Source organism: Actinomadura syzygii, assembly GCF_008085905.1.
GTDB lineage: Bacteria > Actinomycetota > Actinomycetes > Streptosporangiales > Streptosporangiaceae > Spirillospora > Spirillospora syzygii.
Genome location: NZ_VSFF01000008.1, coordinates 489,297 through 510,058, shown reverse-complemented (window position 1 = coordinate 510,058; position 20,762 = coordinate 489,297). Strand labels below are relative to the sequence as shown.

Annotated in this window: 15 protein-coding genes; 9 read left to right on the top strand and 6 right to left on the bottom strand. The window is 73.5% G+C overall.

Translation table 11 applies throughout. The features are described from left to right. Positions 1 to 75: 75 nt before the first annotated feature. On the bottom strand, positions 76 to 1,398 hold the full coding sequence (locus tag FXF65_RS22820; protein WP_246199009.1) for a glycosyltransferase family 2 protein: 1,323 nt from the start codon (positions 1,396 to 1,398) through the stop codon (positions 76 to 78). 244 nt (positions 1,399 to 1,642) lie between these two features. Here FXF65_RS22820 and FXF65_RS22815 point away from each other — a divergent pair, with 244 nt between their 5' ends. Continuing rightward, positions 1,643 to 3,430 (top strand): AzlD domain-containing protein, encoded by a 1,788-nt coding sequence (locus FXF65_RS22815; protein ID WP_246199008.1) that lies wholly within the window; start codon positions 1,643 to 1,645, stop codon positions 3,428 to 3,430. Between the two features lie 13 nt (positions 3,431 to 3,443). On the opposite strand, the gene FXF65_RS22810 is transcribed toward FXF65_RS22815, so the two are convergent. Next, positions 3,444 to 3,746 (bottom strand): hypothetical protein, encoded by a 303-nt coding sequence (locus tag FXF65_RS22810; protein ID WP_148352015.1) that lies wholly within the window; start codon positions 3,744 to 3,746, stop codon positions 3,444 to 3,446. Between the two features lie 114 nt (positions 3,747 to 3,860). Beyond that, a complete protein-coding gene (gene rsmI, locus FXF65_RS22805) occupies positions 3,861 to 4,694 on the bottom strand; it encodes a 16S rRNA (cytidine(1402)-2'-O)-methyltransferase (RefSeq protein ID WP_246199007.1) in 834 nt (277 codons plus the stop codon). 84 nt (positions 4,695 to 4,778) lie between these two features. Here rsmI and FXF65_RS22800 point away from each other — a divergent pair, with 84 nt between their 5' ends. Then, on the top strand, positions 4,779 to 6,464 hold the full coding sequence (locus FXF65_RS22800) for a dolichyl-phosphate-mannose--protein mannosyltransferase (protein WP_148352013.1): 1,686 nt from the start codon (positions 4,779 to 4,781) through the stop codon (positions 6,462 to 6,464). Between the two features lie 29 nt (positions 6,465 to 6,493). Here the strand turns inward: FXF65_RS22800 and FXF65_RS22795 are convergent, their stop codons facing one another. Further along, positions 6,494 to 7,720, bottom strand: coding sequence for an MFS transporter (locus tag FXF65_RS22795; protein WP_246199006.1), 1,227 nt, complete (start codon positions 7,718 to 7,720; stop codon positions 6,494 to 6,496). 72 nt (positions 7,721 to 7,792) lie between these two features. Between FXF65_RS22795 and FXF65_RS22790 the strand changes: the two genes are divergently transcribed. From FXF65_RS22790 to bla, 3 genes are all read left to right on the top strand, one after another. Beyond that, a complete protein-coding gene (locus tag FXF65_RS22790) occupies positions 7,793 to 8,950 on the top strand; it encodes a LacI family DNA-binding transcriptional regulator (protein ID WP_246199005.1) in 1,158 nt (385 codons plus the stop codon). A gap of 44 nt (positions 8,951 to 8,994) precedes the next feature. Beyond that, positions 8,995 to 10,029: a magnesium transporter CorA family protein gene (locus FXF65_RS22785; protein WP_148352012.1), complete on the top strand. Its 1,035-nt coding sequence runs from the start codon at positions 8,995 to 8,997 to the stop codon at positions 10,027 to 10,029. 105 nt (positions 10,030 to 10,134) lie between these two features. Further along, a complete protein-coding gene (gene bla / locus FXF65_RS22780) occupies positions 10,135 to 11,103 on the top strand; it encodes a class A beta-lactamase (protein ID WP_148352011.1) in 969 nt (322 codons plus the stop codon). Positions 11,104 to 11,107: 4 nt separating this feature from the next. Here bla and FXF65_RS22775 read toward each other — a convergent pair whose 3' ends face one another. Then, positions 11,108 to 12,757 carry a penicillin-binding transpeptidase domain-containing protein gene (locus FXF65_RS22775; protein ID WP_148352010.1) on the bottom strand — a complete coding sequence of 550 codons (1,650 nt, stop codon included), beginning with the start codon at positions 12,755 to 12,757 and terminating at the stop codon, positions 11,108 to 11,110. A 134-nt stretch (positions 12,758 to 12,891) separates the two neighbouring features. Here FXF65_RS22775 and FXF65_RS22770 point away from each other — a divergent pair, with 134 nt between their 5' ends. The 4 genes from FXF65_RS22770 to FXF65_RS22755 all read left to right on the top strand — a co-directional run bounded on the left by FXF65_RS22770 (position 12,892) and on the right by FXF65_RS22755 (position 19,246). Next, positions 12,892 to 13,854 (top strand): LysR substrate-binding domain-containing protein, encoded by a 963-nt coding sequence (locus FXF65_RS22770; protein ID WP_148352009.1) that lies wholly within the window; start codon positions 12,892 to 12,894, stop codon positions 13,852 to 13,854. Between the two features lie 103 nt (positions 13,855 to 13,957). Continuing rightward, positions 13,958 to 14,842, top strand: a complete 885-nt coding sequence (locus tag FXF65_RS22765; RefSeq protein ID WP_148352008.1) for a serine hydrolase — start codon at positions 13,958 to 13,960, stop codon at positions 14,840 to 14,842. Positions 14,843 to 14,958: 116 nt separating this feature from the next. Then, a complete protein-coding gene (locus FXF65_RS22760) occupies positions 14,959 to 17,679 on the top strand; it encodes an AAA family ATPase (protein WP_148352007.1) in 2,721 nt (906 codons plus the stop codon). Positions 17,680 to 17,731: 52 nt separating this feature from the next. Then, positions 17,732 to 19,246 (top strand): toprim domain-containing protein, encoded by a 1,515-nt coding sequence (locus FXF65_RS22755; protein WP_148352006.1) that lies wholly within the window; start codon positions 17,732 to 17,734, stop codon positions 19,244 to 19,246. 57 nt (positions 19,247 to 19,303) lie between these two features. Here the strand turns inward: FXF65_RS22755 and FXF65_RS22750 are convergent, their stop codons facing one another. Beyond that, the gene (locus FXF65_RS22750) at positions 19,304 to 20,578 is read right to left on the bottom strand and encodes an amidase (RefSeq protein ID WP_148352005.1); all 1,275 of its coding nucleotides are present in this window, start codon (positions 20,576 to 20,578) and stop codon (positions 19,304 to 19,306) included. Positions 20,579 to 20,762: the final 184 nt, after the last annotated feature.

The window sequence follows — 20,762 nt, the reverse complement described above, 5'->3', positions numbered from 1 at the left end:
GCTGGGAACGGTGATCCATTGCCGGTCAAGCCTGTCACAGTGCCGCCGGACGGCGGGCCGGTGGCACGCCGGTGGTCAGTCCTCCGACGTGCCGTCCTCGCCGTCGCGCTCGGCCGCCGCAGCCTCCACGTTCCCCGCCGGGACCTTCCCGGTCGCCTTCGTGGCGCCCTTCTCGGCGTCGTCCTTGGCGGCCTTGCGGGCGGCGGCGTCCACCACGCCCGCGGCCTCCTCGGCCGGGTCGGTGAGCGGCGGGTGCTGGCGGCGGCGGATGCCGAGGATGCTGACGAACAGCGACGCGAAGATCGCCTGGAGGCTCATCACCAGCGCGGTCGCGGCCGGGACGACGATGCGCAGCGAGTGCCGCGGGTCGAGCTCGCCGAAGCTGTTGACCCGCCAGTGCAGCAGCGACGCGACGAGACCGCCGAGGCCCGCGACGGCGAGCAGCCCGCCGAGCAGCAGCCCGCGCTCCAGGCTCCACCAGTCGATGACCTTCTGGACCCGGCGGTCGTGCGGGAGGAACCCCTCCTGCATCGCGTACACCTTGGTGAGCAAGGCGAACAGCACCGCCTGGAAGCCGATGACCAGCGCGGCTCCCGCCCCGACCAGCGTGTCGACGTCGAAGGCGATCTCCCCGACCGTGACCGGTCCGGTGGACAGTGCGATCCCCGCGAGCAGTCCGAGCGTCATGAATACAAGGCCCGGGATGAGGAACAGCCACCGGGGACTGAAGAGCATGAGGAAGCGGAGATGACGCCAACCGTCACGCCAGGTGTTCAGATGCGGGGGACGCGACCGCCCGTCCGGGGAGAGGGTGGTCGGCACCTCGCGGATGTCGTAGCCGTGCAGGGTCGCCTTGACGACCATCTCGCTGGCGAACTCCATGCCGCCGGTCTGCAGGCCGAGGCGGAGGATCGCGTCGCGGTCGAAGGCGCGCAGCCCGCAGTGGAAGTCGCCGATCTTGCTGCCGAAGAACAGCCGCCCGACGAAGCTCAGCACCGGGTTGCCGAGGTAGCGGTGCAGCGGCGGCATGGCGCCGTCGGCGATGCCGCCCTTGAACCGGTTGCCCATGACGAGGTCGGCGCCGTCGCGCAGCTCGTCAAGGAACGGGCCGAGCGTGGTGAAGTCGTAGGAGTCGTCGGCGTCGCCCATCGCGACGTACCGGCCGCGCGCGGCGCGGATGCCGCCCATCAGCGCGTTGCCGTACCCCTTGTCGATCACCGGGACGACGCGCGCCCCCGCGTCCCGGGCGAGCTGCTGGCTGCCGTCGGTGCTGCCGTTGTCGGCGATGACGACCTCGCCGTCGATGCCCTTCTCCTCGAAGAAGCCGATCGTCTTGCGGACGCACGTCGCGACCGTCTCGGCCTCGTTCAGGCATGGCATCACTACGGAGAGTTCCACGCGATCTCCTTCGTTACCCCTCGTGACCGTCTGCGGGGCTGTCCGTTTGTCTCGGTTCTTCCGCGCGGCGGCCCGTCATCGTTCATGATGCCTGCCGGGGACGGGTAATGATGGTCGCTCTCGTCAAGAGCACCCGTATCGTGTTGCGCAGTTGCAACCGAAAGGCACTCACCGCCACGGTCGCGGGCGGCAGGCTAGGACGTCAAGCATACGGGCACGGCGGCCCGGAAGGGGTGGGACTGCTGTGACGCTGGCCGGAGAACGCGAACCGCGCTGCGACGGGGACCTCGGCGCCGCCGGGCCCGGCGGCGCCGCCGGGCCGGGGGCCCGGCGCGGAAGGGGAGGTACGGCAGTGGTGGGCGACTCGGCGGCCGCGCACGACACGCCCGGCGGGACGACCACCGCCCCGGATCCGGACGAGGTCTTTACCGACGGTCCGGAAATCGATACCAAGACTCGTCCGAAAAAGGACGAGCCGACGGAAGACTCGTCCGCGGACGACGCCGGGCCGGAGGAGTCGGCCGGTTCGCGGCGCGGCCGACGCGGCCGCGGCCTGTGGGCGCTCGCCCGCCGCCACCCCGCGTTCAGTGTGATCATCGCCACAGCCGCGCTCGTCCGCGTGATCGCGATGCTCGGCTACCAGCCGGTGATGTTCTTCAACGACAGCTTCGACTACCTCCACGTCGCGACCGACCCGTACCCGCACCCGCTGCGGCCGGACGGCTACGCCTTCCTGCTGTGGTTCCTCAAGCCGTTCCACAGCTTCGCGCTGGTCGCGGGCCTCCAGCACCTCATGGGCCTCGGCATGGGCGTGATGATCTACGCGCTGCTGCGCCGCCGGTTCCGGCTGCCCGGCTGGGGCGCCGCGCTCGCCGCCGCGCCCGTCCTGCTGGACGCCTACCAGCTCCAGCTCGAACACCTCGTCCTGTCCGACACGATGTTCACGTTCCTCGTGATGAGCGCGGTCACGCTGCTGCTGTGGCGGGACCGGCCGTCCTGGAAGATCGCGGCGGCGGTCGGGCTGCTCGTCGGGATGGCGTGGCTGACCCGCTCGGTCGGGATGCCGGTGCTGGTCGGCGTGCTCGTCTACATGCTGATCCGGCGCAGCGGCTGGCGGCTGCTCGCGGTCACGGTGGCGGCGTGCATGCTGCCGGTCATCGGCTACATGGGCTGGTACAAGGCAGAGAGCGGCAAGTTCGCGCTCACCGAGAGCAACGGGATCTTCCTGTACGCGCGGGTCTACAAGTTCGCCGACTGCCACCAGATGAAGGACCTGCCGGTCAGCGAGTACCCGCTGTGCACCGAGCCGGAGAACCGGTTGAAGACGTCCCAGTTCGGCATCTGGAGCGTCCAGTCCCCGCTGAACCGCTACACCGGGACGCGGTTCAGCCCCGACAACAACGCCCTCGCCAGCGACTACGCCAAGCGCGCGATCATCGCGCAGCCGCTCGACTACCTGGGCGTGGTCGCGCACGACTTCCTCCGCGTCTTCCGCTGGGACCGGACGGTCTTCCCCGACCCGGCGACGTACGCGCAGTACGAGTTCCGCACGACGAGCAGGCCGCTGCCCGACTGGCACATGGACGGCAACTCGATCGCGTCCGCGGAGGCCAGGGCGTACGAGCGCGGCGACGCCCGCACCCGCGTCGTCGAGCCGTTCGCCGGGGTCGCCCGCGGCTACCAGGACGTGTTCTACCTGCGCGGGTCGATGCTCGGCGTCGTGCTGCTGATCGGGCTCGCCGGGCTCGCCGGGATGTGGCGGCGGTTCGGCGGCGAGGCGCTGCTGCCCTGGACGCTCGCGACCGGGCTGCTGCTCGCGCCCGCCGCGACCGCCGAGTTCGACTACCGGTACGTGCTGCCCGCCGTCCCGCTCGCGGCGCTCGCGGCGGGGATCGCGTTCAGGCCCGCGTCGCGCGCGACGTTCCGGGGCTGGACGCGCCGACTCCGCCGGCGCGGGGACGGCCCGGAGCGGGAGGAGACCCCCGCCCCGGAGCGCCCCGCGCCGCGCGACGCGGCGGAGGTCCCGGCCTAGGCCCGTCCGCGGGTCACCAGGCGTGCATGCGGCGGAGGTGGTACACCATCGCCACGTCGCCGTTGCCGTTCACCTTCTGCGCCTCGCTCTGCCTGCGCCTGCTCGCCGACCGCGCCTTGACGTTCTGGCTCTGGCACTTCGGGCAGGAACGATCCATCCAGGGCGTGGTGCAGGGCTGGCCGCCGAACTCGTAGATGACGGCCTCGTTGCCGTGCCCGTCCCCGCAGTGCCGGACCTCCAGCTCCTCGTCCCAGGTAGTCGTGCAGTTCAGGCACTCGAAGACCCAGGATTCGTGGCTCGACCATGTGTCGCGCACGGCTGTCACCCCCTCCCGATGAAGTCCACCCACTACCCATGATGCGTCTCGCCGAGGCGCACCGATGCCTCTTATTCCCCGAAAGAACCGGTCGGATCGTTCTGATGCCGGTGACTATTTCCTAGCCTTCAGGACCGCGTCGTAGACCACCCGTTTCGGGGCGCCGTTCTCCTTCGCGACCTCGGAGATCGCCTCCTTGCGGGGCGTTCCGGCGTCCTCCCTGGCGGCGACGGCGGCGGCCAGGTCGGCGGGGTCGGTGAGGCCCGCCCGCTCGGGCGCGCCGCCGACGACGACGGTGATCTCGCCGAGCACGCCGTCCGCGGCCCAGGCGGCCAGCTCGCCGAGCGTCCCGCGGCGGATCTCCTCGTAGGTCTTGGTCAGCTCCCGGCAGACGGCGGCGGGACGGTCCGCGCCGAACGCGTCCGCCATCGCGGCGAGGGTGTCGTCCAGGCGGCGCGGGGACTCGAAGAACACCATCGTGCGGGGCTCGTCCGCGAGCGCGCCGAGCCGCCGGGCCCGCTCCCCCGGCTTGCGCGGCGGGAACCCCTCGAAGCAGAACCGGTCGGTGGGCAGGCCGGACGCGACCAGCGCGGTCGTGACGGCGGACGGTCCGGGCAGCACCGTCACCGGCGCGCCCTCCGCGACCGCCGCCTGGACGAGCCGGTACCCCGGGTCGGACACGCCGGGCATGCCCGCGTCGGTGATCACGAGGACGTCCCGTCCGGCGAGCAGCTCCGCGACCAGCCCGGCGGTCCGCGTCCGCTCGTTCGCGTCGTGGTAGGACACGACCTTCCCGGCGAGCGGCACGCCGAGGTCGGAGGCGAGCCGGCGGAGCCGCCTGGTGTCCTCGGCCGCGATCACCGGGGCGGCGGCGAGCGCGTCCCGGAGCCGGACGGACGCGTCGTCGGCCCGGCCGATCGGCGCGGCGGCGAGCAAGAGGGTCCCCATCACGCGCCCCATTGTTCCAGCGCTCTCACCTGGGAAAGGCCGCCAAGGCCCGAAGGAGGGGGGAAATGCAAATATGCTCGCAAGATGGCGACGACGGATCTCGCTCCCGCGGCGGCGCCCGGCTCTCGGCGGCGGCCTCCCCCGCTGCGGGAATGGCTGGCGCCCGCGCTCCCCGGCAGCCCGCTGCTCGGCTGGCTCGGCCCGCTGCTCGTGACGCTCTTCGCCGGCTACCTGCGCTTTCACCGGCTCGGGTCGCCGAACGCGGTGGTCTTCGACGAGACCTACTACGCGAAGGACGCGCTGGCCCTGCTGAAGTTCGGATGGGAGCACAACACCGTCCAGAACGCCGACAAGATGCTGATCGCCGATCAGCACGCGAACATCTGGGGCGACGGGCCCGCCTTCGTGGCGCACCCGCCCTTCGGTAAATGGATGATCGCGATCGGTGAATGGATGTTCGGCGCGACGCCGTTCGGATGGCGGTTCGTGCCCGCCGTCGCCGGGACGCTGTCGGTGCTGATCCTGTGCCGGGTCGCGCGGAAGATGACCGGCTCGACGCTCCTCGGCTGCGCCGCCGGGCTCCTGCTCGCCCTGGACGGCCTCCAGTTCGTCACCAGCCGGGCCGCGCTGCTCGACATCTTCGTCATGTTCTGGATCCTCGCCGGGTTCGCGTGCCTGGTGAACGACCGCGAACGGTCCCGGCGCATCCTCGCCGAGCGCATCGAGGGCGGCGACACGTCGGTGTACGGGCCGTTCCTCGCACATGGCTGGCGGTACGGCGCGGGAATCTGCCTCGGCCTCGCCTGCGCCACCAAGTGGACGGGCGTCTTCTACATCGCGGCGTTCGGGCTGATGGTCGTCCTGTGGGACTACGGCGCGCGGCGCGCGGCCGGGGTCAGGGCGCCGTTCACCGGGACGATGCTGCTGGAGGCGGTGCCCGCGTTCGTCCAGCTCGTCGTGGTGAGCCTCGTGACCTACCTCGTCACCTGGTGGGGGTGGATCTTCAAGCCCGGCGGGTGGGGGCGCGGCAAGGCGTCCGGCAGCATGCTGTGGCGCCCGTTCGAGGCCATGCCCGACCTGTGGCGCTACCACAAGCAGATGCTCGACTTCCACACCGGACTGGACGACAAGCACCCGTACCAGTCCTGGCCGTGGGACTGGCCGATCCTGCGGCGTCCGGTCGCCTTCTTCTACACCCAGCCCGCGGACGCCTGCGGCGCGGGCAAGCGCTGCTCCCGCGAGATCCTCGGCATCGGCACGCCCGCGCTGTGGTGGGGCGCGCTGATCGCGCTGGTCATCGTCGCGGGCATCTGGCTCATGCTGCGCGACTGGCGGGCCGGGGCGATCCTGATCGGCTTCCTCGCCGGGTGGCTGACGTGGTTCCCGTCCGCGTTCTCCGAGCGGACGATGTTCCTGTTCTACGCGACGCCGCTGATCCCGTTCATGGTGCTGGCGATCGTCCTGGTGCTCGGCTACCTGATAGGCCCGGCCCCCGCGGGGGCGGCGGGCGCGCATGCCATACGTCCGGGCCAGGCCCACGACTCCTACCCGAACTCCCCGGCCCCGTACGGCCCGGACCCCTACGAACCGGGCGGCGCCCACGCGGCCCAGCAGACCGCGAGCCTGCGCCGCCTGATAGGCGCCGCCGCCGCGGGCGCCTTCCTGCTGGTGGTCCTGGCGAACTTCGCCTACTTCTACCCGATCCTGGCCGCCCAGACGATCCCCTACACAGAATGGCAAGACCGAATCTGGTTCAAATCCTGGGTCTAACCCCACCCGGCCAGCACGCGGGCTTGGGGTCAGGCGGAGGCTTCGGCGCTCACGGGTGCGGGTTGGGCGGGGGTGGGGAGAAGCGTCCGGCCGCCTAGTAGGCAGAGGGTCAAGGCCAGCAGGCCACCGGCGCCCGCTCCGGCGAAGGCGCCGGGGACGCCCGCGACGTTCTGGCCGACGCCGGCGACGAACGAGCCGAGCGATCCGCCCGCGCCGACCGCCGCGACGACCCACGCGAACGCCTCGGTGACCGTGCCGCTCGGGGCGAGCCGGTCGACGAGCGTGAAGCTGCACGCCAGCACGGGCGCGAGGAACACGCCCGAGGCGAACGCCAGCACCGCCATGACCGCGAGGCCCGGCGCGAGGACGAGCGGCACGTACCCGGCGGCGAGCGCGGCCATCAGCCACGGCAGCCGCCGGTGCGGCGCGCCCGCCCAGCGCCGCGCGCCGTACACGATCCCGCCGGTCAGCGCGCCGCCCGCCATGCAGGCGAGCAAAAGCCCGGACGCGACCTCGCTGTCCTGCCGCTCCGCGTAGGCGACGACGGCGACCGCGTAGACGCCGAGCGCGATCCCGGCGCAGGCGAGCGACAGCAGCAGGACGCGCAGCCCCGGCGAGCGCAGCGGCCCGGCCCAGTCGGACGCGCGCGGCTCGCCCCGCCACCGCCGCGACGGCCCGGACAGCGCGACGATCAGCGTCCCGGCGATGCCGAGCGCGCCGGTGAGCAGCAGCGCGGTCTCGGTGTTCGCGACGGCCGCGGCGACGACGAGCAGCGGCCCCACGGTGAAGAGGAGTTCCTGCGCGGCGGCGTCGAGCGCGTAGGCGGCGTCGACCTGCTCGGGGCCGTCGAGGACGTCCTGCCAGAGCGCGCGGAGCCCGGCCTCCAGCGGCGGGGTCGCGAACCCGGCGGCGATCACGGCGGCGACGGCGACCGGCAGCGGGTCGGCCCCGACGGCGGCGAGCGCGGCGAACCCGGCGGCGGACGCCCACGCGGCCGGGATCAGCACGCGCGGCTGGCCGAGCCGGTCCATCGCGCGGCCGAGTACGGGCTGCCCCGCCGCCGTGGCCAGGCCGAGGATCGCGGCGAGCGTCCCGGCGAGCGGGTAGCCGCCGCCGTCCGACCGGACGTGCAGCACGACGGCGAGCATCCCCATCCCGTTGGGGAGGCGGCCGAGCAGGGTGGCGCCGAGCAGCCGCCCCGCGTACGGCCTCCGCAGAAAGACGACATAACCACGCATCGCGCCCCCGAGTTCCACGATGAAGTCATACGTATTACTCCGCCTTGACGTCATACGTACCACTTGACGGGCGTGCGATCTAGTCTGAATTTGTCCGCGATCAGTCCCGAGGAGGCGCAGGTGTCGGCACTCGGCCGTCCGACCAGCAAGGACGTGGCTCAGGAGGCGGGAGTCTCGCAGTCCACGGTCTCGCTCGTGCTGGGCGGCAAGTGGACGGGCCGGGTCTCCCCCGCCACCGCGCGGAGCGTCCGCAGCGCGGCGGAGCGGCTCGGCTACCGGCCGAACCCGGCGGCCCGGAACCTGCGGCTCGGCACGACGCGGACCGTCCTGCTGATGGTCCCGACGCTCACCGCGCCGTTCTTCGGCCCCGTCTACACGGGCGCGGCGCGGGTCGCGGCCCGGCACGGCTTCGGCGTCGTCGTCGCCACCTGGCCGGACGACACGAACGGCCCGGTCGAGGACGCCTGCCCCGGCCCGCCGTCCTACACCCCGCCGGACGGCCCGTTCGCGTCACCGGACGAGGCGATCGACGGCGTCCTCGCGTCCTCGATGGCGGTGGAGGCGCTTGCCCGGTTCCGCGAGACCCCCGCCGTCATGCTCGACAGCGGCCCCAGCATCCCCGCCGGCCCGACACCGCGCGGCGCGAGACCCGGCGCCCCAGGGCCCGGCGACCACGGGCCCGGCGACCACGGGCCGCACGGCGCGGGGCTTGTTCCCACGGTGGACTTCGGGGTCGCCGAGGGGATGCGGGGCATCGCCGAACATCTGGCCGGACTCGGCCACCGTCGGATCGGGCACGTCGCCGCCGCCGTCGACCAGTGGACGTTCCGCGCGCGGGCCCGCGCCCTCGCCGCCGCCGTCGCGGCCGTGCCCGGCGGGGTGCTGAGCCGGTCGATGTGCGCGATCGACGCCACGTCCGCCAAGAACGCGGCCGGGCGGCTGCTGGACCGTGCCGATCGGCCGACCGCGCTGGTCTGCGACGACGACCTGATCGCGGCGGGCGCGTACAAGGCGGCGCGGGCGCGCGGCCTGGACATCCCCGGCGACCTGTCGGTGACCGGGTTCGACGACGTGCTGCTCGCGACCGCGCTGGAGCCGGAGCTGACGACCGTCCGGCTGCCCGCCGAGGAGCTGGGCGCCCAGGGCATGACGGCCCTGCTGGAGCTCCTCTCCGGCCGCCGCCCGGCCCCCCGCGTCCTGCCCGGCGAACTGATCATCCGCGGCTCGACCGCCCCGCCCCGCACCTGACCCCGCGCCCCGTCCGGGCAGCGGAGTCGGGTATACAGCGGCGCATGGGATCGCATCCGTCTGAGACCGACATCGAGGCGCATCCGGAGAACCGGATCGGGACGGCGCCGCCGCGCACGCGGGCGTGGCGCGGTGGGGAGGTCGTGGCGGAGGGCTTCCCGGTCACCGAGATCAGCGACTACCTGGAGCGGGACGGCACGGTCGTCTGGCTCGACCTGTGCGGCCCCCGCCAGGAGGACCTCCGGATCATCAGCGACGAACTGGGCCTCGACCACGTCGCGGTGGAGGACGCCGTCTCCCGGCACGAGCGGACGAAGCTCGACCGCTACGACGGCTACATCTTCGTCAACATGTACGTCCCGGTGGTGCACGGGGCCGAGCTGACCCTGCGCGAGCTGTCCGCGTTCGTGGCCAAGGGCGCGCTGGTCACGGTGCGGCAGGACGGCGGCCTGGACGTCGACACGCTCATCCGCCGCTGGGACGAGAGCCCCGGCGCCGACATCGACGGCGCGGGCGCCGGTTTCCTCCTGTACGGGATGCTCGACCTCGTCGTCGACCTGCAACTGGCGGCCGTCCAGGCATTGGACGAGGAGGCCGACACGGTCGAGGACCTGGTGTTCGCCGACGAGTTCCCGGTCAAGGAGATCCAGCACCGCAGCTACCAGCTCCGCCGGAACCTCGCCGGCCTGCGCCGGATCGCGCTGCCGATGCGCGAGGTGCTGAACTCCCTGCTCCGCCGCGACAACCGCCTGGTCGATCCGAAGCTCGTCCCCTACCTCCAGGACGTCTACGACCACACCCTCCGCGTCGCGGAATGGACGGACGGCCTCCGCGACCTCGTCGCCGACCTGCTCGACACGCGGCTGGCGCTCCAGGGCAACCGGATGAACGAGGTGATGAAGAAGGTGACGAGCTGGGCGGCGATCATCGCGGTGCCGACCGCCGTCACCGGCTTCTACGGGCAGAACGTCCCTTATCCGGGGTTCTCGAACCACACGGGGTTCGTGGTGAGCACGGTCGTCATCATCGTGTTCAGCGTCGGCCTGTACCTGATCTTCAAGATGCGCGACTGGCTGTGACCGGGTGTCGGCGCAGGTCAGACGGCGTCAATATCAGGACACCTATCGAGCGCGCCCGATATCAATATTGGACATGACGTCGCCCGTCCTGGTCTGCTCTCCGGCATGACGAGACTCGCTCCCGGGCTCCGGACGTCGTTCGGCGCCTCGGTCCTCGCGCTCGCCGTCCTCACTCTCGCCGTCCTGTCCGGGTGCGGCGGGACGGCCTCCGATGCCTCCCCGAAGCCGCGGAGCAGCGCGTCCCACAGCGGCGCACCCGCGGAGGCGCCGTCCCAGCAGGCGGTCGCGGCGAAGCTTCGCGCGCTGGAGAAGGCCCGTGGCGTGCGCGTCGGCGCGTACGCCGTCGACACCGGCACGGGGAGCCTCGTCTCCTACCGGGGCGGCGAGCGGTTCCCGTTCGCGTCGTCGTTCAAGGCGATGGCCTGCGGCGCGGTCCTGCGGAAGGCGCGCGACTCCGACCCGGCGCTGATGGACCGCGTCATCCGCTACGAGAAGAGCGACCTGAGCGATTTCTCACCGGTGACGAAGAAGCACGTCGGCACCGGCATGAGCGTCGCCGACCTGTGCCACGCGACGATCACCCAGAGCGACAACACGGCCGGGAACCTGGTGTTGAAGCTGATCGGCGGTCCGTCCGGCCTGACCGCCTTCCTCCGTTCGCTGGGCGACACGTCCAGCAGGAGCGACCGCGCGGAGCCCGGCCTCAACCACTGGCGGCCGGGCGAGCAGCGCGACACCACGACGCCCGCCGCGTGGGCCGGTGACCTGCGGGCCCTCACGGTCGGCGACGCGCTCGCCCGGCCCGACCGCGCAAGGCTCATCGGCTGGCTGAAGGCAACGGTGACCGGGGACGAGCGCATCCGCGCCGGACTGCCGAAGTCCTGGACGGTCGGCGACAAGACCGGCACGGCGGGCGTCTACGGCAACGCCGTCGACATCGCGATCACCTGGCCGCCGGACAGGGCCCCGCTGGTCATGGCGATCCTGACGACGCGGCCGGGCGCGGGCGACGCGGCCGACGAGAAGGCCGTCGCCGAGACCGCCCGCATCCTCGCGGACGGCCTCGGCGGCTGATGCCTCAGAGCCCCTTCAGGAAGTTCGCGGCGATGGGCGCGGCGGCCTCCGCGCCCGTCCCGCCGCCCTCGACGATGACGGCGAACGCGACGTCCTTCCGGTAGCCGATGAACCAGGCGTGCGTGGGCGGGTTGTCGCCCTGCCCGAACTCGGCGGTGCCGGTCTTCCCGGCCGTCCCGGACGGGAACGCCACGCCGGACGCCGTCCCTTCGCTGACCACGGCGGGCATCAGCGTGTGCAGGGCCCGTTCGACGGCGGGTTCGAGCTTCTTCGGCGGCTCCGGCTTGCGTCCGCCCGCGTCGGCGGCCCGCGCGGCGTCGGCGGCGGCGACGAGGCGGGGCGAGCGCCAGGTGCCGTCCGCCGCCGCGGCGGCGACGCCCGCCATGTTGAGCGGGCTGGTCAGCACCTGGCCCTGGCCGAAGGACGCGGCGGCGAACGCGGTGGCGTCCTTGTTCGCGGGGAACGCGGCGCGGACGGCGGGCGACCCGGCGATGATCGGCGCGTTGAAGCCGAACTGGGCGGCGACCTGCGCGAGCCGCTTCTCCCCGAGCTTGTCCACGGCGAGGCGCGCGAACGTCGTGTTGCAGGAGTGCGCGAACGCCTCGCGGAGCGGGATCGACCCGAAGTCCTCGTGCTTGTAGTTGTGGAACGAGCGTCCGCCGACCGTGGTCGTGGCCGGGCAGGCGACCTTGGTCCGCTCGTCCATGCCGCCCGCGACGAGCGCCGCCGCCGTGACGACCTTGAACGTCGAGCCGGGCGCGTACTGGCCCATCAGCGCCCGGTTGTAGCCGCCGGGCTTGTTCGCCACGGCGAGGATCTCCCCGGTGGACGGCCGCAGCGCGACCATCGCGGCGGGCTTGCTCGCCTCGCTCAGGGCCTTGCCCGCCGCGGCCTGCACCTTCGGGTCGATGGTGGTCTGAAGGGGCTTGCCCTCGGCGCCGCCGAAACGCTTGAGCGTCTTCACCGGCGTGCCGTCCGCGCCGACGATCTGCACGGCGAGGGCCGGGGTCCCGGCGAGGCGCCGCTCGTACTGCCGCTGGAGGCCGTCCAACCCGACCGGGTCGCCCTTCCGGTAGGGCGGGCCGAGCCGCTTCGCGGCCTCCGCGGACGCGGCCCCGACCGGCCCGGCGACCTGCTGCGCGGACCCGGACGGCGAGCTGCTCAGATCGCTGCCGTCCGCCGCGAGGACGGCCGCCCGGTCGGGCCAGGCGCGGGCGGAGCGCAGCCGCTCGCCCTCCTTGAGCCCCGGGTACAGCAGCTCCGGCGACCACCGGACGCGCCACTTCCCGTCCCGCTTCACGAACGGGAGCGCGGCCTGGTACGTCCAGGTGCGGTCTCCGGCGAGCCGCAGCTCGGCGGTGTACGCGCCGCCCGCCGCGCCGTCCTTGACCTTGCCGACCGAGGCGACGGCATAGCGCTGGCCGGTCACCCCCAGGTCGTCGCGCTGCCGCGCGAGGCGCTGCTCGAAGTCGGCGGGCGGACGGTCGGTCAGCGCCCTCATCGCGGCGTGGTCGGACTTGCTCCAGGCCGCGAGGTAGAGCCGCGCGGTCTCCTTCGGGTCGTCGCCCCTGGTCAGGAACCACACCGTCCCCGTCCCCACGAGCACGACCGCCGCCACGGCGGCGACGGCGGCGATCACACGGGATCGGCGCATCGTCGGTTCTCCCTTCCCCCTCCGGACGAGGGGTCCCCCTTTGATTGAGTGCACAAGGAGACCAGGCTCGACGTGAAATGTCCAAGATTAATATCTATGTCAGATAGATATCCGTTTCGATATGATCGCTGCTCGTGAACGTCGTGGGGCATCTGCGGTGCTTCGTCATGGTCGCGGAGGAGCTGCACTTCGGCCGCGCGGCGGAGCGGCTCGGCATGGCCCAGCCGCCGCTGAGCCAGCGGATCAAGCGGCTGGAGCGGGAGCTCGGCGTCCGGCTGTTCGACCGGTCGAGCCGGAAGGTCGAGCTGACCGCGCCGGGCCGCCTCCTGCTGGACGAGGCCCGTGACATCCTCACCCGCGTGGACCGCGTCTACTCCGTCGCCGAGCGCGCCCGGCTCGGCGAGTCCCGCGCCGTGCGGGCGGGCGTGCCGAGCGACCTCGGCGGGCCGATCGTCGCCGCGCTGATCGCCGCGTTCCGGGCGCGCCGCCCGGACCTGCGGCTCGACCTGCGCGAGGCCGGGACGGCCGAGCAGGTCCGCGCGCTCGCCGAGGGCGCGCTGGACGCGGCGGTCGTCCGGCACCCGTGCGACGCCCGCGACCTGGAGCTCGGCCCGATGCTCGGCCGCCCGCTCGGCGTCCTGCTGCCCGCCGGTTCCGGCCTCGCCGCGTCCCCGGAGGTGCATCTCGCCGACCTCGCCGGGCGCGACCTCGTGCTGCCGCCGCGCGCGGAGGCGCCGGGCGCGCACGACGAGCTGCTGGCCGCCTGCCGCAGGCACGGGTACGCGCCGGGCGCCGTCCACGAGGCGCGGCATCCGGGGTTCGCGCTCGGGCTCGTCCTCGCGGGGACGGCGGTGGCGCTCGTCCCCCGCGCCGACGACACGGCCGGGACGGCGTGGCGTCCGCTGGTGGGCGAGCCGCTCGCGTGGCGGACGTCGTGCGCGTGGCGGCGCGCCCGCGACCCCGAGCACGCCCGCGCGATCGCCGACTTCACGGCCGTCGCGACCGCCGTCCTGCGCCGCGAGGCGGGCATGACCCCGCTGGACGCCGCCCCCGCCCGCAGGATCGTCCCGCGTCCTTCGTCGGGGTTCCTCGCATGAGCGAAGCGAACCGGGGGGCGTGGGGGGTCGCCCCCCACAGGGAAACGGCATGAGCGAAGCGAACCGGGGGGCGTGGGGGGTCGTCCCCCCACAGGGAAACGGCATGAGCGATATCACCGAGCGGATCGAGGGTGAGTTCAAGGCGGCCGGGGTCACCGGGTGGCTGCACGCGGTGGACGTCGACACCGGCCGGGAGGTGTCCGTAGGGGCCGATGGGCCGGTGGTGCTCGCGTCGGTGTTCAAGGTGCCGCTGCTCGTCGCGTTCCACCGGCAGGCGGCGTCCGGGCGGCTCGACCCGTCCGAGCAGGTCGTCCTCCGCGCGGAGGACCGCACGGCCGGGCCCACGGGGGTGTCGGGGATGCTGGACGACGTCCGCATGTCCCTCCGCGACCTCACCTTCCTGATGATCACCGTGAGCGACAACGCCGCCGCCGACCTCGTCCTGGACAGGGTCGGCCGCGACGCGGTCAACGCGACCTCCGCGGCGCTCGACCTCCCCAACACGGTCGTCGAGGACAGCGGACGCGAGCTGCACGAGAGCCTCCTCGCCGACGCGGGCGCGGCCACATTCGGCGAAGTGTGGGCAAGGCTGGACGAACCCGGTGTGCGGGAGAGGCTCCGCGTCCTCGACCCGCTCCGGACGAGCCGCAGCACCCCCCGCGAGATGACCCGCCTGCTGTCCCTGATCTGGCGGGACGAGGCCGCGCCCGCCGAAGGCTGCGCCGCTATGCGCCGCCTGTTCGGGCTCCAGGTGTGGCCGCACCGGCTGTCGTCCGGGTTCCCGTACGACGACGTCCTCGTGAGCGGCAAGACCGGCACGCTCCCGACGCTCCGCAACGAGGTCGGCGTCGTCGAGTACCCCGACGGCGGGCGCTACGCGGTCGCCGTGTTCACCAGGTCGCTGCTCCCGATCGCCGTCCTGCCGCAGGCGGACGCCGTGATCGGGACGGCCGCGCGCCTCGCGGTGGAGACTTTGCGCGTCCCGTAACGCTCCATAGCACGAACCCGGCAGGCCGATACCGGCGATTGGCCGTGCCGTCGACCCGGCACCTGCTCCGGAAACGTAGGCTGTACCCCGTCTTTGATCGTCCTTGGGAGAGTTCTTTGCGGCTGCCGGAGCATCTGGAGCTACTGCTCACCGACGAGCCGGTGCTCGACGTCTACTCGTACGGCCCGTGGCGCGTCCCCGACGGGCTGTTCGAGGAGATCTCGGCGCGGATCGACGGGCTCGCGGCCGACCCGCGCGCCGCCGACCTGACCACCGACGAGCACAAGCTCCTCACCCTGCCCGCCTCGCTGGTCACGGCGGAGATCTTCGGGATCCTCGCGTTCCTGCCCGGCGGCGGCGCGATCAAGGCGGGCTCGTACTCGCAGCTCCCCGAGCGCCTGCTGAACGGGCACCTCGTGAACCCGGGCCCGCTCAGCACCCGGATGACGCGCTGGGACGCGCCCGGCGGCCGATGGCGGCCACCGGTCGACTGGCTGATCGAGGCGCCCGAGCGGGAGCTGGCGATCGAGCTGGCCCGCGACTGCCTGGCCGCGCTGGAGGGCATCGAGCCGCTGGAGGAGCGGCGCAAGGCGCTGCTGCGCCTCTACGACGACGCGCCGACGTGCGACGTCAACCTGCCGAAGATGGAGCTGCGGGAGAACTGGCACGCGCACGCGGGCGACGACATCGTCACGGCGGTGCCGGAGCTGCTCGGCCCGGTCGGCTACCTGGAGTGGGCGTGCGGGGGGCTGCTGTCGTCCTTCGAGCACCTGATGGAGGCGGCTCCGAGGGACGAGAACGCCGAAGTCCACCTGATCCAGCTGCTCCTCCAGGGGAGCATGGAGCACGTCCCGGCGGAGCTGTCGGTCGCGCTGGGCGAGGACCGCTACCGCGAGTTGCAGCGCCGCTTCCCGGCCGAACGGCGCGGGTTCAAGCCGGGCGCGTGGCAGGAGCGGACGCGCGCATGGCTCGTCCGCGCGCTGGTCGCGGGGGCCGCCGACGCCTGCCGAGGCTGGCTCGACATGGCGATGCGGTTCATCGCGATCGTGCAGGGCCTGCCGGGCGACCCGTGGTTCCCGAAGGCCGAGTGGATCCCGGTCGGCCAGTTCCAGACCGACCTGCGCCGCCTGTACGCGCCGCGCCGCCGGGTCGTGAACCCGCTGACCGAGACGTTGAAGAGCGTCCCGGCGGACGCGGCGGAGGCCCGTCCCGAGCCGGGCGGCGGCCGGTCCGAGATCGCGACGTCGCTGGTCGGGCAGGGCGAGCTGGTCGCCGCGCTGGACGAGCTGACCCGCGGCGACGCGCCCGTCCGGCTGCTGGTCGCGGGCCCGGACGGCACCGGCAAGCGCGACGCCGCGCAGGAGCTGGCGAAGGCGCTGTCCCTCGGCCGCGACCCGCACTGGGTGTCCGACAACCTGTTCACCGGCCAGCGCCTCTCGGACGCGGTCGCGAAGCTGCACGCCGACGCTCGCGACTGCGCGGGCGACCGGCTGCTCGTCATCGAGGGCCTGGACGGCATCGTCACCGACCCCGGCAACGGGGAGGCCATCGCCGCCGAGCTGCACCGGCTGCTCGCCGTCCACCCCGACCTGCATCTCGTGGCGCTGTGCGACACGGGCGGGGACGAGCGGATCCGCGAGATCAACCCCGTCCTGCCGCAGCGGTTCCGGGTGGTGAAGACGCAGCCGTTCACCCCGGACGGGCACGCGGAGCTGTTCCGCCGGGCGCTGGACGCGCGCGGCGCCCGCGCGACCCGCCAGGCCGTGGACGCGGCGGGCGAGCTGCTCGCCGCGACGCCGCCGATGCAGACGCTCCGCAACGCCCGGCTCGCGCCGCACCTCGCCGACCAGGCCGTCGCCATCGCGCAGGAGCGGGCGGCGAAGAACGGCACGACGGAGCTGGTCGTCCGCAAGCAGGACATCCCGGAGACGCTCGACACGTCCCGCAGCGCCGGGAACCCGCTCGCCGAGCTGCACGACCTCACCGGGCTCGACACGGTCAAGCACGAGATCGCGCTGCTCGTCGCGGGGACGCACGCGGCGCGGCTGCGCGCCGAGTCCGGGCTGCGGATCACGCCGCCGACCCGGCACATGGTCTTCACCGGCAACCCGGGCACCGGCAAGACGATGGTGGCCCGGCTGCTCGGACGCATCTACAAGCGGCTCGGGGTGCTGTCGTCCGGGCATCTGGTGGAGGCGTCCCGCGCGCACCTCGTCGGCGAGTACATCGGGCAGACCGCGCCGCGCACCCGCCGCCTGGTGGAGCGGGCGCTCGGCGGCGTCCTGTTCATCGACGAGGCGTACACGCTGACGCAGTCGCCGCTCAAGGGCGACTACGGGCACGAGGCGATCGCCGAGCTGGTGAAGCTGATGGAGGACCACCGCGACGACCTCGTGGTGATCGTCGCGGGCTACCAGCAGGAGATGGCCGAGTTCCTCGCCGCGAACCCGGGCCTCGACTCGCGCTTCCCGAAGCAGATCCACTTCCCGGACTACTCCGACGACGAGCTGATCACCGTGTTCGGGCAGCTCGCCGCAGCGGACGGGTTCCGGCTCGCGGACGGCACCGAGGACGTCCTGCGCGCGATGCTGCGCCGGGCGCCGCGCGGACCGTCGTTCGGCAACGGCCGGCTGATGCGCAACATGCTGGACGTGGCCGTCGCGAACCAGGCCGACCGGGTCGCGTCCGTCGCCGTCGCGGCGAAGCGGATCACCCCGCAGGAGAAGGGCGCCAAGCCGGTCAAGCCGCCGACGAAGCGGGAACTGATCACCCTCACCGCCGAGGACCTCCCGCCGCTGCTCGAACACCCGGAGGAATTCTTCGGCTTGTACCTGTAACTGGGTATGACCTGAGATGGCTTCCCCGCCCGCCGACGGCGAGGAGGCTTCCATGGGCCGCGACGAGCGGCTGCTGCGCGGTGTCGCCGACCGGGAGACGGCCCGGCTCCGGGACGGGACGCTCCCCTGGTCCCGCTGGCTCGACCAGGCTGTGGTGCACGGCCGCCGCCACGACTACACCGGCATCCTGCTGATCGGCGCCCAGTGGCGGGGCGCGGCGGACGTCCGCTCCTACGAGGAGTGGCGGTCGGCGGGACGCCAGGTCAGGAAGGGCGAGACCGGCATCCGCGTCCTCGGCCGGACGGGCGCGCCGCGCGCCGTGTTCGACGTGACGCAGACCGAGGGCCTGCCGCTCCCCGCACCGGGCCCGCCGCCGCCCGGCGCGGGACGCCACGTCGCGGCACTGACGGCGAACGTCCCGGACCGGGTGGTGCGGCGGGTCGAGGCCGACTCGATCGCGTTCCTCGTCGCGTCCTGGCTCGGGCTCGAACCGGCGATGCCCGCCTTCCCGGACCGCGCGTTCTGGGCCGGGCCAAGCCTGGGCGACCGCATCCTGCGGACGGCGCGCCGCGTGCACGGGCGGGCGTCGGGATCGTCCAGGGACGGGATCACCGCCGACGCCGAACGCTTCTTTCGCACCAGCCTCGACGCGAGCTGGGTGCCCGCCTACCTGGCCGAACGCGGTTTCCCAGCGGGCGTGCAGGCGCGCTGGCGGATCGGGTACGCGCCCGCCGGACGGCGCGTCCTCACCGAGCACCTGCGCACGCGCGGCCACCCCGACGACGCGATCGTCGCCGCCGGGCTCGCCCGCCGCGACCAGGCCGGACGCCTCCGCGACACGTTCCGCGACCGCGCAGTCTTCGCCATCCGGACCGTGGACGGCGCGGTCGCGGGCTTCATCGGACGCCGCCGCGACGACGCCCCCGGCCCCAAGTACCTCAACGGGCCTGACACGTCCCTCTTCCACAAGGGCGAACTGCTGTACGGGCTGCACGAGGCGCGCGACCGGCTCGCGGCGGGCGCGCGTCCGGTGGTGGTCGAAGGGCCGCTGGACGCGATCGCGGTGACGCTCGCGGGCCCGACCGAGTACGCGGCTGTCGCGACCTGCGGGCTCGCGCTCACCTCGGCGCAGCTCGGCGCGCTCGCCGACACCGCCGACCTCGACCGGGCGGGCATCCTCGTCGCGCTGGACGGCGACCCGGCGGGACGCTCCGGCGCCGTCCGCGCGTGGGAGCGGCTCGCCGGGCTCGGCGGGCCGGTCGAGCTGGCGGCGCTGCCCGTCGGACGCGACCCCGCCGACGTCCTCCGGGCGGACGGACGCACCGCCCTTCTCCAAGCGCTCCGCGGCCGCGCGCCGCTGCTGGACGCGGCCGTCGACGCCGCGCTCGCCCGCGCGGGCGGGACGCTCGGTACGCCGGAGGAACGGCTCACCGCCATTCGTGCCGCGTCCGGGTTGATCGCGTCCCGTCCGGCGGAGGCGGCGCGTCAGGTCGTCCGGATCGCGTCGAGGACGGACGTGCCGCCCGCCCTCGTCACCGAGATCCTCCTCGAAACCGCCAGCCCGTGACCGCCGCCAGCCCGTGACCGCCGCCAGCCCGTGACCGCCGCCAGCCCGTGACGACCGTCAGCCCGTGACGACCGTCAGGCGGGCGGCGGCGTCGAAGAGGAGGCTCTCGGCGCCGCGCCGGGTGACGAGCTGCGCGCCGACCGGCAGGCCGCCGACCGTCCCGGCGGGAACGCTCAGCGCGGGCAGCCCGAGCACGTTCCACGGGCAGGTGAGGCTGACCAGCGTCGGGACGTGCGGCCCGAGCGGCCCCTCCGTCTCGCCGATCTTCGGCGCGGTGATCGGCAGGGTCGGCATGGCGAGCAGGTCGTAGCGGTCGAGGAGCCCGTCGACCCGGCGGGCGAACTCCTCCCGCTCCCGGAACGCCCGCACGTACCGCCAGCCGGGCGTCTCGGCGGCGCGCTCCAGCCGTTCGAGCGTCGGCCGCTGGTACAGCTCCGGCGCCTCGGCGACCCGCTCGGCGTGGACGTCGTACGCCTCGCTGTCCTGGATGAAGCGGAAGACGCGCCGCAGTTCGGCGAAGTCGAGCGTCTCGGGCGGCGCGTCCGGGAACAGCGCCCGGACGGCCGACTCCACCTCGGGGTCGATGGCCTGCGGCTCTATCCACGCGACGCGCCCGCCGTCCGACACCGGGTCGATCGGGGCGACGAGCGCCTCGTAGGCGACGCGGCAGTCGCCCGCCGACCCGGCGAGCAGGCCCACGTGGTCGAAGGACGTCGACAGCGGGAACACCCCGCCGGTCGGGATGGAGTTGTAGGCGGGCTTGAACCCGGCGATGCCGCAGAACGCCGCCGGGATCCGCACCGACCCGCCGGTGTCGGTGCCGAGGGCGAGCGGGACGGTCCCCGCCGCGACCGCGACGGCGCTGCCGCTGCTCGACCCGCCGGACATCCGCTCCCGGTCGTGCGGGTTGCGGACGGGCCCGTCCACCGTCACGTCGCCGCTCCCGCCGTAGGCGAACTCGTGCGTGCCGGTCTTGCCGACGATCACGGCGCCCGCGTCGCGGAGCAGCCGGACGCAGTCGGCGTCGGCGTCCGCGACGTGCCCGGCGAAGTGCGCGGAGCCCATGCCGGTCGGCAGCCCGGCGACGTCGATGATGTCCTTCACCGCGACCGGGATCCCGTGCAGCGGGCCCCGGTCGGCGCCGGCCGCGAGTTCCGCGTCCGCCCGCCGCGCCGCCGCCTCCGCGCCCGCGCGGTCGACGGTCACGAAGGCGTTCAGCTCCGGATCGACCGACTCCAGCGCGCCCGCGAGGAGCCCGGCCGCCGACTCGTCCCCGGACCGCAGCGCGCGGCCGAGGTCCGTCAGCGTCCGGCCGGTGAAGAACCCGCCCATGCCATCTCCCTGTGTACGACCCTTGTATACGGCCCGTGTATACGACCTTGTGTACGACCTGGCTGTTCCGCGTAGCATCGCAGAACCGCCGGGCCTGGAGGGGCGCACCGCCGGACGTGCCGCCGGTCGCGCTGCGTCGTCCGTTCGTCGCGGAGCGTGAGCCGGTCGTCGCAGGGACCGGACC

Excerpts from the sequence above, each read along its gene's own strand:
- FXF65_RS22775 (WP_148352010.1), bottom strand. The coding sequence starts at position 12,757 with ATGCGCCGATCCCGTGTGATCGCCGCCGTCGCCGCCGTGGCGGCGGTC.
- FXF65_RS22785 (WP_148352012.1), top strand. The coding sequence starts at position 8,995 with ATGGGATCGCATCCGTCTGAGACCGACATCGAGGCGCATCCGGAGAAC.
- rsmI (WP_246199007.1), bottom strand. The coding sequence starts at position 4,694 with ATGGGGACCCTCTTGCTCGCCGCCGCGCCGATCGGCCGGGCCGACGAC.
- FXF65_RS22750 (WP_148352005.1), bottom strand. The coding sequence starts at position 20,578 with ATGGGCGGGTTCTTCACCGGCCGGACGCTGACGGACCTCGGCCGCGCG.
- FXF65_RS22755 (WP_148352006.1), top strand. The coding sequence starts at position 17,732 with ATGGGCCGCGACGAGCGGCTGCTGCGCGGTGTCGCCGACCGGGAGACG.
- FXF65_RS22800 (WP_148352013.1), top strand. The coding sequence starts at position 4,779 with ATGGCGACGACGGATCTCGCTCCCGCGGCGGCGCCCGGCTCTCGGCGG.
- FXF65_RS22765 (WP_148352008.1), top strand. The coding sequence starts at position 13,958 with ATGAGCGATATCACCGAGCGGATCGAGGGTGAGTTCAAGGCGGCCGGG.
- bla (WP_148352011.1), top strand. The coding sequence starts at position 10,135 with ATGACGAGACTCGCTCCCGGGCTCCGGACGTCGTTCGGCGCCTCGGTC.